General features: G+C 65.6%; 6 protein-coding genes. 1 reads left to right on the forward strand and 5 read right to left on the reverse strand.

The genetic code is table 11. The annotated features are described in order from the left end of the window. Window position 1: 1 nt before the first annotated feature. The 5 genes from AC1ROK_RS11335 to AC1ROK_RS11355 all read right to left on the reverse strand — a co-directional run bounded on the left by AC1ROK_RS11335 (window position 2) and on the right by AC1ROK_RS11355 (window position 6,604). Window positions 2-2,848, reverse strand: coding sequence for a valine--tRNA ligase (locus AC1ROK_RS11335; protein ID WP_492846855.1), 2,847 nt, complete (start codon window positions 2,846-2,848; stop codon window positions 2-4). Window positions 2,849-3,023: 175 nt separating this feature from the next. Then, on the reverse strand, window positions 3,024-3,692 hold the full coding sequence (locus tag AC1ROK_RS11340) for a PopZ family protein (protein WP_492846857.1): 669 nt from the start codon (window positions 3,690-3,692) through the stop codon (window positions 3,024-3,026). Window positions 3,693-3,907: 215 nt separating this feature from the next. Next, window positions 3,908-4,282 carry a hypothetical protein gene (locus AC1ROK_RS11345; RefSeq protein ID WP_492846859.1) on the reverse strand — a complete coding sequence of 125 codons (375 nt, stop codon included), beginning with the start codon at window positions 4,280-4,282 and terminating at the stop codon, window positions 3,908-3,910. Between the two features lie 137 nt (window positions 4,283-4,419). After that, window positions 4,420-5,793: a TolC family outer membrane protein gene (locus AC1ROK_RS11350; RefSeq protein WP_492846861.1), complete on the reverse strand. Its 1,374-nt coding sequence runs from the start codon at window positions 5,791-5,793 to the stop codon at window positions 4,420-4,422. A gap of 157 nt (window positions 5,794-5,950) precedes the next feature. Beyond that, on the reverse strand, window positions 5,951-6,604 hold the full coding sequence (locus tag AC1ROK_RS11355; protein ID WP_492846863.1) for a protein-L-isoaspartate O-methyltransferase family protein: 654 nt from the start codon (window positions 6,602-6,604) through the stop codon (window positions 5,951-5,953). A gap of 613 nt (window positions 6,605-7,217) precedes the next feature. Here AC1ROK_RS11355 and AC1ROK_RS11360 point away from each other — a divergent pair. Further along, the gene (locus AC1ROK_RS11360) at window positions 7,218-14,045 is read left to right on the forward strand and encodes a hypothetical protein (protein WP_492846865.1); all 6,828 of its coding nucleotides are present in this window, start codon (window positions 7,218-7,220) and stop codon (window positions 14,043-14,045) included. Window positions 14,046-14,206: the final 161 nt, after the last annotated feature.

The following is a 14,206-nucleotide window of genomic DNA, read 5'->3' on the forward strand; positions in this document are numbered from 1 at the left end:
GTTAGCTCAGGCGTGACAGAGCCTCGGTGAGGCGGGCACGGCGATCTTCCGCCTCGGCGCGGCGGCTGCGCTGTTCGTCGATCACCTCTTCGGCGGCCTTGGCAAGGAACTGCTCGTTGCTCAGTTTCTTGTCGATCTTGTCGATCTCGACCGTCTCCTTGGCGATGTCCTTCTTCAGCCTACCGCGCTCAGCATCCAGATCGATGACACCGGCGAGCGGCAGCACGAAGGTGGCTTCGCCGAGAATCAACTGGGCGGAATCGCGCGGCACGTCGGAGGTGTAGTCGACGCTCTCGAGCCGGGCCAGCCGGGTCAGCGCCGACAGGTTGGCCTCGACGCGGATGCCGGTCGTCTCCCCTGCCCCAACCACCAGCAGCTTCACCTTGGCGCCGGCCGGGACGTTCATTTCCTGGCGGACCGAGCGGATGCCCGAGATCAGCGACACCAGCCAATCGAGCTCGGCTTGCGCCTCGGGATCCTCGAGGCCGGCCAGCTCCGGCCATTCCGAAATGATCAGCAGCTTTTCGCGCGCCGGGCCGGTCTTGCCGGTTTCGGCCCACAGCTCCTCGGTGACGAAGGGCATGAACGGGTGCAGGAGCTTCAGGATCTGGTCGAGCGCGAAGCCCGCCGTCGCCTGGGTCTCGGCCTTGGCGGCTTCGTCCTCGCCGGTGAAGACGGGCTTGGCCAGTTCGATGTACCAATCGCAGAAGGTGCCCCAGACGAAGTCATACGCAGCGTTGGCGGCTTCGTTGAAGCGATAGTCGTCGAGCGCGGCGGTGACGGTCGCCACGGCGCGCGCGGTCGAGCCGACGATCCAGCGATTGATCGCAAGGGTGTTCTTTTTCGGATCGAACGCCTCGACGCGGGCGCAGCCGTTCATCTCGAGGAAGCGCGCGGCGTTCCAGAGCTTGGTGACGAAGTTGCGGTAACCCTCGACGCGGGAAATGGCGAGGCGCATGTCGCGACCCTGCGCCGCCATGGCGGCAAGGGTGAAGCGCGTGGCGTCGGCGCCGTACTCGTTGACGAGGTTCAGGGGGTCGATGACGTTCCCTTTGGTCTTGCTCATCTTCTGGCCCTTCTCGTCGCGGACCAGTGCATGCATGTAGACGGTGTGGAATGGCTCGGTGCCGGTGAACTCCAGCCCCATCATCATCATGCGGGCGACCCAGAAGAAGATGATGTCGAAGCCGGTGACCAGCACATCGGTCGGATAGTACTTCTTGAGCTCCGGGGTCTGGTTGGGCCAGCCCATGGTCGAGAACGGCCACAACGCCGACGAGAACCAAGTGTCGAGCACATCCTCGTCGCGATGCAGCGGCACCTTGCTGTCGCTGAGCTCGGCGAACGGATCGCGGTGCTTGCGCATGTTCCAGGTGTCGGCATTCAGCCGATCGCGCTGCGTGGTGTCGAAGCCGCTGACCGCCTTGGCGTAATCGGGGGCGTTCACGCCGCCCGAATAGACCTCGATCTTGCGGTTGCCGTAATAGACCTGGGCGAGCTTGATCGCCTCGGCTTCGCTGCCGGCGACGAAGCACTTGGGGCCGGCATCGCGGTTGTTGAAGTCGGGATCGGTGCTGAGCCGCGGGCCATACCAGGCCGGGATCTGATGGCCCCACCAGAGCTGGCGCGAAATGCACCAGGGTTTGATGTTCTCCATCCAGGCGTAATAGGTGTTCTCGTAGGCCTTGGGGACGAACTTGGTCCGGCCTTCTTTGACCGAGGCGAGCGCCGGCTCGGCCAGGATGTCGGCCTTCACGAACCACTGGTCGGTGAGGAACGGCTCGATGACGACCAGCTTGGACTTCTCGTCGTAGGGGACCATGATCTTCTTGTCGTCGACCCAGACGAGGACGCCCGTGGCTTCGAGTTCGGCGATGATCCTGGTGCGCGCGTCGAAGCGGTCGAGCCCGCGATACTCCGCCGGCACGGTATTGTTCAGTTTCGCCGTCGTGGTGAAGATGTTGATTGGCTTGAGGCCATGGCGCTGGCCGACTTCGAAGTCGTTGAAGTCGTGCGCCGGGGTGATCTTCACCGCGCCCGAGCCAAGCTCGGGGTCGGCATACTCGTCGCCGATGATCGGGATGCGGCGACCGACGATCGGCAGGATGACGTGCTTGCCGATGAGGTGCTTGTAGCGCTCGTCCTCTGGGTGCACGGCAACCGCGACGTCGCCGAGCATGGTCTCGGGACGGGTGGTGGCGACAGTGATGGTCTCGTCGCTCCCCTCGATCGGGTAGCGCAGGTGCCACATCTTGCCGTTGGTCTCGATGTTCTCGACCTCGAGGTCGGAGATCGCGGTCTCGAGACCGGGATGCCAGTTCACCAGGCGCTTGGCGCGATAGATCAGGCCCTTTTCGTAGAGCGTGACGAACACCTTGCGAACGGCCTCGGAAAGCCCCTCGTCCATGGTGAAGCGCTCGCGGGACCAATCGGCGGAGGCGCCGAGGCGGCGAAGCTGGTTGAGGATGGTGCCGCCGGATTCGGCCTTCCATTCCCAGACGCGCTCGAGGAACTTCTCGCGGCCCATCTCGCGACGACCGGGCTGCTGGCGCTCGGCCAGCTGACGCTCCACGATCATCTGGGTGGCGATGCCGGCGTGGTCGGTCCCCGGCTGCCACAGCACATCCTTGCCGCGCATGCGCTCGAAGCGGATCAGGATGTCCTGGATGGTGTTGTTGAGCGCGTGCCCGATATGCAGCGAGCCGGTGACGTTGGGCGGCGGAATGACGATCGAGAACGTCTCGGCGCCGGGCTTGGCCCCTGCCCCGGCCTTGAAGGTACCGGCCTTGTCCCACTGCTCGTAGATGCGGGTCTCGACGGCGGCGGGGTCGTAAGTCTTCTCAAGCATCGGTGGTTTCCAACGGCAAACGGCCCGCGCGCACCAAAGCGCCGGCGGGCCCCAGAACTCAGTGGCTAGGTCTAAAGCAAAGGCGTGAGGGGGAAGTCAACACAAACGCATGTGGTGACGCGAGGTGGGTGGATGCAAGAGGGCAGCCTTGGCCGCCACGATGCCAGACGCAGCTCTATTTGCCGCCGCGCGAAACCCGGGCGATTTCCTTTTCGACCATCCGCTCCACCACCGAAGGCAGGTTCTCGTCCAGCCATTCCTTCAGCATCGGGCGCAGCATCTCGCGCATCATGTCTTCGATAGTGACGCCGCTGGTGACGGTGGAAAGCCCGGAAAGTCGCGCAAAGGTGCTCTTCACCGCGGACTGGGTGGTCGGCTCGAGCAGTTCCTCGGCGAGATCAGCGGAGAGTGATGGATCCGGCATCGGCGCGGCGGCGGCAACCGATGCCGCCGGACGCGGCGCCGGGCGCTCGTAGGCGGGAGCGGCGGCACGCGGCGGCGGGGCGAACACCGGCGCCGGAGCCGGAGCCGGAGCCGGCTCGTCTTCCTGTTCGAACGAGATGTCGTCGGGGTCGATCAGCGTCGCGTCCAGTTCGGGCGCGCCCCCGCCCAGCAGTTCGGAGAAGCTGAGGCCAGGCTTGGCACCATCCTCGGCCGCGGTATCGCGCAGGATCTGTTCGGACGACAGCGCCAGCGGCTCGGGTTCCGGCTCGACGGGACGTGGAGCCGGTTGCGGCACGAAGCTGCGAGCCGGCGCGGGCGCCGGCATTACCGGCTTCTTGGGCGCCGCCCCGGCATCGTCATCGGCGATGATCTGCCGGATCGACGACAGAATCTCGTCCATCGAGGGCTCTTTGGGCGCCGGCTTGTTCATAACTGCCTCACATTACCCGCCAGATACGCGGCCGCACTTTGGGCGGATTCGGCGACATGACCGAATCAACTGCATCCAATTTAGTGCAAGCAATGGCGCTTTGTGAATCGGTGGCACACCAGCCGTAGCGTCTTCCCCCAGGGATTTCCGGGGGAAGACAGTCGCGTAGCGCTTGACCCGGAGCGTCAGGCGAGCGCCGCCCGATTGCGGAAGATGGTGTAGACAAAGATAGCCATGCCGATGATCGTGGCAATCGAAGCGATCTGTGCCAACCATTCGCCCTGCCCCGACGTTGCCATGGCGACGCCGATGCCGATGGTCAGGGCGCCGAGCAACGCCACCCAGAAGTGCACCAGCGCAAGCCGCGTCTGCGCGGCAGCCGGCACCAGCTTGTAGTAGACGCCGTAGATCACCATCGTGACGAAGCCGATGAGGTTGTTGTGCGCATGGCCCGGCGACAGCGTGTGATCCTGCGTGATGGCCATCTGGATGCCCCATGCCATACCCAGGAGCGCCAGGATCGCGCCGACGGCAATGAACCAGAACGGTAGTGCTTTCATAGTTTCCCCCAAACTGCGGACCGCCCCTCGCGGTCGCATCAAAAAGGCCGCGATGCTGACTGCGCATCGCGGCCTGATTCTGAGGGTATGCCTCGGCCACATCCCGGTCCATGCGGACCAAGGGCGGGCCGCAGCGATCAGTCGTCGCTGAGGGCGCGGAGCTCAGCCCACACATCCTCGACATTGGCGATATAGCCGTCAGCCGAGTGCATCGCGACGCGAAGGCCGAGCACTTCGGGCGACAGCTTGCCGGAAGCGGCGAGCAACGAGAACGCGGCGATCATCTTGGTCGAACGCGCAGTAATCAACTGCTCGCGCGCCGAGGTCAGTTCGGCCTGGGCGTTGAGCACGTCGAGCGTGGTCTTCTGGCCGACGTCGCGCTCCTGGATGGTGCCATCAACGACCAACTGGCTGGAGCTGACCGCGGCCTGGGCCGAGTCGATCTGCGAGGTGGAGTTCTGCAGCGTCGACCAGGCGGAGATCACCGACTCCTTGATCTCGTCGCGAGCCGACAGCGCGTCGACCTCGCTCTGGATCTGCTGGATGTTGGCCTTGCGCAGGCTCGCCGACAGCGCGCCGCCCGAATAGATCGGGATCGACAGCGACAGTTTGGCCGAACCGCCCAGCGCACTGCTGGTGCCGCCGAGCTTGCTGGAATAGCTGGTGGTCGCATCGATCGCGCCGATCAGGCTGAGGGTCGGGCCGAACGAGGCGCTGGCTGCGTCCGATCCGGCCTGCGCCACGCGGATGGCCGCACGGGCGGACAGCAGCGCCGGGTGACGTTCCTGCGCCGAGGCGATGGCACCGTCAATCGACGTGGGCAGCGACTTGCCGAAGTTGAAGTCGGAGGTGAGGTTCTTGGGCTTGTGGCCGACCCAGCGCTCGTAGCTCGCCTGGCTGGTCTGCAGCGAGGCGATGGCCGAACGGTAGAGCGCTACGGCGGCAACCTGTCGGGTCTTGGCCTGCGACACGTCGATCTTGGTGCCTTCACCGAGGCGCAGGCGATCTTCCGAGGAGCTCACCTGGGCATCGAAGAACGCCATGTTGTCGGAGCGCAGCTGCACCAGCTGGGTATCGCGGATCACCGCGTAGTAGGCCTGCACCACCGCCAGCAGCACGTTCTGCTCGGCGTTGCGCAGCGCGTATTTGGCGACTTCGGTGCCGGCGCGGGCCTGCTCGATCTCGGCATCGGTCTTGTAATTGTCGAACAGCGTCTGGCTGTAGTTGAGGCCGGTGGAGAAACTGGCGGCGGTGTTGAACTCCCCGCCCTGCGGCTGCTCCCAGGAGCCGCCGATGCTGCTCGACACGCCAAGCGAGGGCAGCTTGCCGGATTTCGCCAGCGCGATGTTTTCGGCCGTCGCTTTCACGTTGAGCAGCGCCGACATGATGTTGGGATTGTTCTGATACGCGCTCTCGAGCGCCGCCCTCAGACTCTCCGCATGCACCGTCGCCGGCAGCATGCTCAGTGAAACGGCAAGGGCGCCCGCCCGCATTGCCCCCAGGAAACGCATAGTCAAAACCTCCGACAGCCTTCCGACGTTACGTCGGGCACATGGGACGCACAACCTCGCAACTCAAGTGTTGCGAGGTTTTAACCTTGGAAATGTTTGGTCCCGTGATTAGCCGGCAACACTGCCGAACCGCGGGTCAGTTAGAAAATACGCCCGTTCAGAACACGAAGGCCTCTACCCGTGGCACTTCGGCCAAGGGCGGCAAAGAGGTGTTGAACTCGCTGCGGCCGGCAACCTCGCCGCCGGATTTGACGAAGATATGTGCGACGGCCGGGCCACCATTGGCGATCAGCACCACCAGACGCCCGCCCTCGCGTAGCAGGTGGAACAGCGGCGTCGGCTCGGCGGCGACTGTCCCCTCGACGACGATCACGTCGAAATGGTCATGCGGCAGCCCCGTCCCGTCGAAACTGCCGACGGCAATCTCGGCATTGGCCACGTCGGCCGCCGCGAGGTTGGCCGTGGCCTGGCCGGCGAGCGCCGCGTCCATCTCAAGACCGGTGACCGAGGCGCCCAGCAGCGCCAGTACGGCGGTTGAGTAGCCGGTGCCCGCACCGACATCGAGCACGCGATCGGTCGCGGCGATCTCGGCGAGCTGCAGCAGCTTGCCGAAGGGCGCGGGCGCACCAAGATAGCGGCCGCCCCCCAGAGCATGCGACACATCGGCATAGGCCAGCGCCTCTCGATCGGCAGGCAAGAAGGCCTCGCGCCGGACGGCGCCCATGGCAGTGAGGATCCGATGATCCGTCACGCCGCTGGTGCGCAACTGGTTATCGACCATCTTGAGGCGGGCATTCGCAAAATCGGCCATATCGGCTCCCTGAGGCTGGAGGCGTCAGGCAGGTGCATACCCCCCGCAGATGAATGCTTCAAGGATGCGGGCCGGTGAGTCGCAGAATCATGTCGCGCAGATGACTGCGAGCCATCGCCGATCAAAATTCGACGCAGCAATACCGGCAAGTGACTGCATTTTCGCCTTCGACAGATAAGCATTTACGCGCACACGTTGCCATACGACTGTATTGCTACGTCAAATACTGTTGCTATCGGGCAACTGGGGCGGCAATTTCTGCATTGCGGCTGAAATGTGGATATCGTCTGGCAAAACGACCCCTTAACCTACCGGTAACGGATATTGGGTGGGCGCTCGGATGCTGACTGCACGGATACTGCCCGACCGGGTTTGGAGAATTGCAGGGGTAACTCTGGCCCTGCTTTTCGTCTCTGGACTGCTGTCGCTGGGCACCACTACGGCGGCTACCGCGCAGAATACCGGGTGTTCGCCGCCTGCGGCTACCGTCAACTGTCCTGACGTTCCCGCTGACGGCATCAGCTATGACAACACGGTCGTCAAAACTGTCAATGTGACCGGCGACACCGTTGGCGGCACCACATCTGTCACCCCAAGCGGTACCGTTGGCATCTTGCTTCGCGAGTCCGGCGTCAATCAGGCCGACAACGATGTCCAGCTCAACCTGACAGTGCGAACCGGCTTCGATCCCGACGGTGGTGGTCCCTTGGGCGCCATCACCGTCATGGCCATCAAGAACGCAACGCCGGAAACGTCGGACGATACACCGTACCAGGTCGGCGGCCAATATATCGAACGTACTGGCGACGGCACTTCGGGAAACCCTTACAGCTACACGATACAAGGCGGGGGCCCGACCTTTACGACCGAGGAGGCACTTGGACTGCATCTGGCCTCAACCGGTCCGGTTGGAGGCGCTCTCTCAGGCAACCTCACTGTCAACAATGTTGGCACGCCCGGCGCACCCTTTAGTACCACCGACGCCAACGGTATTCAGGTCGAGTCGATCGGTGGTCGCGGCGGCAATGGCAGTTGCACGAACTTGCTGTTGGTCTCCTGGTGCAGCAGCGGCAGCAGCGGCGGCAATGCCGGATCGGTCGTGGTCAACAATAATGGCGCCATTACCGTCTATGATAGCGACCCCACCAAGCCCGGCATCGGTGTGCTGGCGCAGAGCATTGGCGGCGCTGGCGGCAACGGCGGTGGCACGTTCGCCGCGTTCTATTCCGACGCCGGTAACGGCGGCGCGGGCGGCGATGGTGCCGATGTTCAGGTTACCTTGGGGGCGAACTCGACCATCGTGACCTATGGCGCAGGAGGCCATGGCGTCTATGCGCGCAGCACCGGCGGCAACGGCGGCCGAGGTGGTGACGCCGAGGCCGGGTATGCGCTCGGTCGCGGCGGTGGCAATGGTGGTGATGCCGGGGTCGTCACGGTGACCAACGACGGCACCGTCACCACCTACGGCAACAATTCGCATGGCATTTTCGCCCAGAGCGTCGGCGCTGGCGCCGGCTCCGGTGGCGATGCTGGGGGCATCGGCGCTGTCGGCGGCGCCGGCGGCGGTGAATCGAGCGGCAACATTGTTACGATCACCAACCGCGGCGTGATCGTCACCGGTGGCGCCGACTCGTTCGGCCTCTTCGCGCAATCGATCGGCGGCGGCGGCGGCGATGGCGGCGGCGCCGGCGGTCTGTTTTCCGTGGGCGGCAGCGGGGGCTCGGGTGGCGGTTCCAAAGTCGCGACGATCAACAACTCCGCAAACGTCAGCACCACCGGCGCGGGTTCGATCGCCGTCATGGTACAGTCGATCGGCGGCGGTGGCGGCAATGGTGGCGGTGCGGTTGCCGTGGGCACCGGTGCGTCGATCGCCATCGGTGGTGGCGCCGGGCCAGGCGGCGACGGCAAACGGGCCATCTACAACGACGTGGCGGACGTCAATACCCTGACTGCCACGGTCATCGATACCACGCAGGATCGTGCCCACGGCCTGGTCGTCCAGTCGATCGGCGGCGGTGGCGGTAACGGCGGCTACGCCTATTCCGGTACGGTCGGTCTCGGCTCCCCGGTCGACGTTTCAGTTTCTCTGGGCGGCAGGGGTGGTGATGGCGGCGATGGCGACGATGTCCTGGTGAACCAGAAGGGCTCCATCTACACCGACGGCAAAGAGGCGAGCGGTATCATTGCCCAGTCGATCGGCGGCGGTGGTGGCAACGGCGGCGGCACTGTCGCGCTCACTGGCGGCGGCGGATACACGCTATCGGTAGCCCTGGGAGGCAGCGGCGGGGCCGGCGGCGTCAGCAAGAACGTCACCGTCAATGCCGTTGGCAACGTCGCGACCCTGGGCAATCAGTCGCACGGCATCGTCGCCCAGTCGATCGGCGGCGGCGGCGGCAATGGCGGCTTCAGCGTTGCCGGATCATTGGGCGGCATGGCCGGCGCGATCGGCCTGGGCGGCGACGGTGGAGCCGGCAACCTGGCGGGCGGCGTCACCGTCAACACCACTGGCGCGGGCTTCACTGGCGCCACCATCAGCACGCAGGGCCAGGGCGCGGTCGGCATCCTTGCCCAATCGATCGGCGGCGGCGGCGGCAATGGCGGTGTTGCCGGCGCGCTCGGCGCCGGTGCCTTCGGCCTCGCCGTGAGCCTGGGGGGCGGAGGCGGAGGTGGCGCCACAGCCGGCACCGTCCTCGTCGACAACGACAACATCGTTACCACGCGTGGCAGCGAGGCTTCGGCGATCGTCGCGCAATCAATCGGTGGCGGCGGTGGCCGCGGCGGTGCCGCGCTCAGCGGCGCCGGCGGCGTGGTTGGTGCTGCGGTCGCTGTTGGCGGCTCCGGCGGCGCCGGCAGCAACGGCGGCGTCGTCACGGTGACAAACTCGGGGGCGATCACCACCGGCTATTCGACGACCGTAGGCAGCATCACCACCAATTTCGGCGACAAGTCGCACGGCATTTTTGCGCAGTCGATCGGCGGCGGTGGCGGCGACGGCGGCTTCGCGTTGTCTGGCGCCCTGGGAGTCTCGGTCGAAGACCTCCCCGCCGGCGCTGCGGCAATTTCGGTCGGCGGCAAGGGCGGTGGCGCCAGCCACGCCCAGCAGGTGACGGTCAACAACACCGGCCGCGTCGAAACCTTCGGGCTGGCCTCGCATGCCATCTACGCCCAGTCGATCGGCGGCGGTGGCGGCAACGGCGGCTTCGCCGGCAGCGTCGCCGTGACCATCGGCGGCGGCGCCGCCTTTGGCATCGCGGTGGGCGGAAGCGGCAATGGCGGCGGTAATGGCGGCGATGTCGACGTCAACAGCAGCGTCGGCGCGCTACTGACCCATTCCAACGGCTCGCACGGCATCTACGCGCAGTCGGTTGGCGGCGGCGGCGGCGATGGTGGCTTCGGCTTTGCTGGCGCCTTCGGTTTTGGCGGTGAAACGTCGGTCACCATCGCGGTGGCGCTTGGCGGCACCGGCGCCGGCGGCGGCCACGGCGGCGCTTCCGACGTTATCAATTCGAGCGCCATCACCACCTACGGCGATAACAGCTACGGCATCATGGCGCAGTCGCTGGGTGGTGGTGGAGGTAACGGCGGCCTGGCGGTGTCGGGCACGTTCAACTTCTCCGAGACACCCGGCGCGGTCGGCGTATCCGTTGGCGGCAAGGGCGCTGCCGGCAGCTATGCCGGCGCCGTGACGGTGTCGAACTCGGGTGCGATTCACACTTACGGCAGCGGCGCCATCGGCATCCTCGGTCACTCGCAGGGCGGCGGCGGCGGCAATGGCGGGCTGGCGATCACCGCCCAGATGACCTTCGCCCAGAAGGATTCGATGGCCATCGGCGTGTCGGTGGGCGGCGAGGGCGGCACGGGCAATTACGGCGGTACAGTCAAGGTCACCAACCAGGCGGCAGGATCGATCGAAACCGAGGGTCTCGAGGCACACGGCATCAAGGCTCAGTCGATCGGCGGCGGCGGTGGCAATGGCGGCATGGCGCTGGTTGCCCAACTCGGCAAATCGGGCGGCAGCGCGGATGAGGCAGCCACCTCGGTCAATGCCACTGTCTCGGTGGGCGGCGCCGGCGGCGCCGGCGGCATCGGCGGCCAGGTCGACGTCACCAATCACGGCTCGATCGATGTCCAGGGCGCAGCCGCGGTCGGCATCTTTGCCCAGGCGGTCGGTGGTGGCGGTGGCGACGGCGGCGGCGCCATCACAGCCGTCGGCCTGCTCTCCAACAGCACCAACGACAAGAACCGCACCCTCACCGCCAACGTCTCGGTCGGCGGCGACGCCGGTGACGGCAGCACCGGTGGCGAGGTGAAGGTCGAGAACACCGGCGGCATCGTCACCCGCGGCGTCAGCGGCTACGGCATTTATTCCCAGAGCGTTGGCGGTGGCGGCGGCATCGGTGGCCGCGCCAACACCATCTCGCTGGTCATCGCCAACAAGTGCACCCTGCCTATCGTCTGCTCGGCACCCGATGCCACCAAGAACAATCTGGCGATGAACCTCGCCATCGGCGGCGACGGCGGATTGGCTAACCACGGCGAGAAGGTCGAAGTCATCAACACCGGCCGCATAGAAACCTTCGGCGACACCGCCGACGGCATCTACGCACAGTCAATCGGTGGCGGCGGCGGCAACGGTGGCAACGGCATCTTGGGTACCGGCGAACTCCTACCGGTGCCGGTTGAAATGCTGGTCGGCGTGCCCTTCGGCTCGGTGTCCTTCTATAAGAACGCCACAGTGGCGGTCGGCGGTAATTCGGGCGCCGGTGGCGATGGCGGTGAAGTGGTCGTCGACAACGGCGGCAACATCACCACGCACGCCGGCAACTCCAACGGCATCTTCGCCCAGAGTGTGGGCAAGGGCGGCGGCGTCGGCGGTAAGGCCGTCATCGGCGCCACTGGTCTGCTCGGCCTCGGTGGCGAGGGTGCTGGCGCGGGCAACGGCGGTGACGTCACAGTCTCGCAGCGGGCCACCGGCGACATCGAGACCTTCGGCGTCGCGTCCAACGGCATCTTCGCCCAATCGGTGGGTGGCGGCGGCGGCATTGCCGGCAACGTCGACCGTGCCTTGGCCGCCGATATCGAGACACCGATACCTGGCCTGACCATCCCCGGACTAAACCTTGGCATCGGCCTCGCCTTTGGCCGAGCATCCGGTGACGGTGGCAACGGCGGCGTGGTCGACGTCACCGCAAACGGCGACATCATCACGCATGGCGACAGCTCCGCCGGCATCTTCGCCCAAAGCGTGGGTGGCGGTGGCGGGCTCATGGGTGGTTTGGGTAATGACGTGCCCGGCCTCGACCTCCTGTCCTGGAAGATCGGCAGCAAGGGTGACGATGGTGATGCCGGTGCTGTCAGTGTCGATCTCACCGGCACAATCCGGACCGCCGGCAACAACGCCACGGGCATCTTCGCCCAAAGCGCGGGCGGGTTGGCCAACCTGACCAACAATGCCGTCGCGGCGACTTCGGGCGACGTCACGGTTACTGTCAGCGGCTCGGTACTAACGGCGGAGAATCTGCTTCCCGGCGACGCCAACCGTGGCCTTGGATCGATCGGCATCCTCGCGCACAGCGCTGCCGACACCAACGCCTCTAACGGCAACGTCATCATCGACATCAACGGCGCCGGCACCATCATTCGCGGCGGCCGCACGGCTTCGGTCGGCACCATGGACTATGTCGGCGTCGGTCTGTGGATCATGGATGGCAAGACCAACACCGTCGACAACGCCGGCACCATCACCACCGCCGATGGCGTCGACGCCGGCTGGGCAATTCTGGCCACGGGCAGCGATCCAACGAACGCCACTGTGGCCAAGCAGCATAAGGGCGGCAACGAGGCGATCTCCAACACCGGGATCGTCACCGGCTCGGTCGACCTCGGTATCGGCACGAACAGCTTCGTCAACGAAGAACTTGGCACCTTCAATTCCGGCCACTTCGCCAAGTTCGGCGACGGAAACGTGCTGACCAACTTCGGCGTAATGGCTGCCGGTGGTAAGAACAAGGTGATGACCACGGCCGTCAACGGCAACATGGTCCAGGACATCAAGGGCACCTACGCGGTTGACGTCGACCTGGCCAAGAGCCATCTGCCGCCGGATCCGGCGCTGGAGGGCGAGGCCGACCTGATCGATGTCGACGGCACGCTGGAAATGTTGGGCGAAGTCGACCTCACGCTGCTCAACATGGGCAACGCGCTGCCGGGCGATCACCAGGTGACCATCGCCAAATCGGCGGTGGCGCTGACCGGCACGCCGACGCTTACGGCCCCTGCCTCGGTCGTCGCTACCTACGCGCTGTCGCAGACAGAAAAGGAGTTGCTGCTTAGCTACGGCATCGACTTCGACGTCGAAGGCCTGAACCCGAACCAGAGCGCGATCGGTGAGTACATCAACGCCTTCCAGTTGGCCGGCGGGTCCGATGCGCTCGAGCCGGTGGTAGCGTCGCTGTTCCAGATCCCCGATCTCGAGACCTACCAGGAAACGCTCGATCAGCTTAGCCCCGAGCCGTACCTGATCAACGAAACCCTGGCGATGCTGGCCGGCCTACAGTTCGAAAACTCACTGATGAGCTGCAAGGTGCAGGAGAGCATCGACGCCGAGGGCCAGTGCGTCTGGACCGCGGTCAACCAGCGCAAGACGGAGCGCTCCGAGACCGACACCAACCTCGGCTTTGCGCAAACCAGCTACGGCCTCAGCGCCGGCGCCCAGGCCCGCATCGACGAGCACTTCGTCGCCGGTATCGGCGGCTCGTGGGAGGACATCGGCACCGACAGCAACGGCAACGTCTCGAGCACCGGCAACCGGTTCCAGGCAGGTGCAGTGTTCAAGGGCGTCTGGGGCAACACGGTCCTCGCCGGTGCGATTACCGGCGGCTGGTCGTCACAGAACGTCTCGCGGTTCGTCGACATGCCGCTGGGCCCGAGCTATGTGCTCGAAGGCACACAGGATATCGGCTTTGCTTCTGCCCATGTGCGGCTGTCGCACAGCATCGAGCAGGACAACTGGTACGTCCGGCCGATGGTCGATGTCGGTGTATCGCAGGTGAGCATTGCCGATTTCGCCGAGACAGGCGGGCCGGTAGCGCTCGAGATCGACGGCCATGACGAGACCTATGTCACGGTGGCGCCGTCGATCGAGCTGGGCGGCGAAATGGACCTTGGCGAGGACGCGATCCTCCGCTCCTTCGTCCGCATCGGCGCCCTGGACGTGGTGCTCGGCACAGCCCCGGAAATCTCTGCCGGCTTCGCCGGCGCTCCGGATGGCGTGGATCCGTTCACCATCACCGGCGATCTCGACGAAGCGCTGTTCGACGTGACGCTGGGCTTCGACGTCATCGCCAACAATGGAGCGACCTTCCGCCTGACCGGCGACGCCAAGGTTGGCGAGACGGTCAAGAGCTACGGCGGGGCTATGAAGATTTCCGCGCCGTTCTGACCGAACAGCCTGGAGAGAGCGGGAGGGGTGCAGGCGGATAGCTGGCGCCCCTCTTGCTGTCCACCACGACGGACTTGCCAACGCGCCAGCGCTGCGCGGCCCCAGCACGCCGGCTAACCTTGCGGTTCTCGATGGATGCCGTCGCCCTGGCGCATCGGGCG

It is taken from the genome of Devosia sp. GW821-FHT12F11 (assembly GCF_058806655.1).